General features: G+C 67.0%; 2 protein-coding genes. Both read right to left on the bottom strand.

Annotated features, from left to right (window positions below; translation table 11 throughout):
- Window positions 1-392 (bottom strand): acyl-CoA thioesterase (locus tag ACSFA3_RS23165; protein WP_435507789.1); only part of this gene is annotated, 392 nt, incomplete at its 3' end.
- Window positions 393-493: 101 nt separating this feature from the next.
- Window positions 494-1,390: a LysR family transcriptional regulator gene (locus ACSFA3_RS23160; protein ID WP_093053751.1), complete on the bottom strand. Its 897-nt coding sequence runs from the start codon at window positions 1,388-1,390 to the stop codon at window positions 494-496.
- Window positions 1,391-1,453: the final 63 nt, after the last annotated feature.

Below are 1,453 nucleotides of genomic sequence, written 5' to 3'. Positions count from 1 at the left end.
AGCGCCATTTCGCCGGGCGTGCCGGGCACATAGGCCTCGACCGGCAGCGGCCGTCCGTGCGAGTCGACCGAGACGAACACGATCAGGCATTCGGTGGTCTTTTCCATCGAGCCGCCCTTCATGTCGCCGCTTCGCACCTCGACCGAGATGTTCATGCTGGTGTTGCCGGTGTAGGCCAGGCGGGCCTCCACCTCGACGAGGTCGCCGATCATGATCGGCCGGTGAAAGCGGATGCTGCCGATGAAGGCGGTGACGCAGTAGCGCTTGGCCCAACTGGTCGCGCAGGCGTAGCCGGCCTCGTCGATCCACTTCATGACCGTGCCGCCGTGGACCTTGCCGCCGAAGTTGACGGTGCTGGGCTCGGCAAGAAAACGCAGGGTGATCGAAGACATGGGGCCGCCTTTTCGGATATGGCTATGGGGTGGGGAGCCGCGATTATGCGAGCGGGCGCACGCTTGCGGACGCCGCCCGTCGTCCGCGCAGGCACGTTCGGCTAGCTGCCGCTGAACAGTTGCGCCAGCGTGCGGCGCAGCCAGGCATTGCCCGGGTCGGCATGAAAGCGCTCGTGCCAGTGCTGCTTCACTGCATAAGCCGGCAGCGTGAAGGGCGGCTCCAGCAGCTTTACCGGCTCCTGCGTGGCCAGCACCTTGCCGAGGATGCGCGGCACCACCACGATCAGCTCGGTGTGCGCCACGATGCGCGCCACGCTCAGGAAGCTCGACAGCCGCACCACCACGTCGCGCTTCAGGCCCAGCCGTGCGATGGTCGTGTCGACGATGGCATGCCCGGTCCCTGAGGTCGACACCACCGCGTGCGCCTCTGCCTCGAAGCGCTTGCGCGTGAGCTTGGCGCCGATGCGCGGGTGGTTCTGCGCCGCCAGGCAGACGAAGTTCTGCATGAACAGCGTCTGCTGGTAGAAGCCCGCGTCCAGCTGCGGCATGAAGCCCACGGCCAGGTCGACCTCGCCGTCCTGCAGGCGGCGTCCGCTGATGGTCGAGATGATCTCGGTCTCGATGTGCACCCCCGGCGCCGCGCGCCGCAGGTGGTCGAGCAGGCCGGGCAGCAGCACCACCTCGCTGATGTCGGTCATGCAGATGCGAAAGCGCCGCTGCGCCTGCGCGGGCTCGAAGCTGCTGCGGTTGCCCTGGGCCTGTGCCAGCTGCGCCAGCGCCTCGCGCAGGTTCGGATAGATGCGCTCGGCATGCGGCGTGGGCTGCATGCCCTGGGCGGTGCGGGTGAACAGGCGGTCGTCGAAGTGCGCGCGCAGCTTGTTCAGCGCGGTGCTGGCCGCCGCCTGCGCCATGCCCAGCCGCTCGGCCGCCTTGGAGACGTTGCCGGTCTTGTAGACCTCGTCGAACACGGCGAGCCATTCGAGATCGAGCTTGGACATCCGGGGCTCCTGCGTACGGTGAAAGACACCATTATCGAAATTTCGAATTCCGTGTATTGGCTA

Source organism: Variovorax glucosi (assembly GCF_051216695.1).
Taxonomy (GTDB): domain Bacteria; phylum Pseudomonadota; class Gammaproteobacteria; order Burkholderiales; family Burkholderiaceae_C; genus Variovorax.
The sequence above is the reverse complement of the archived record's forward strand: the minus strand, read 5'-3'. Positions and strand labels throughout refer to the sequence as shown.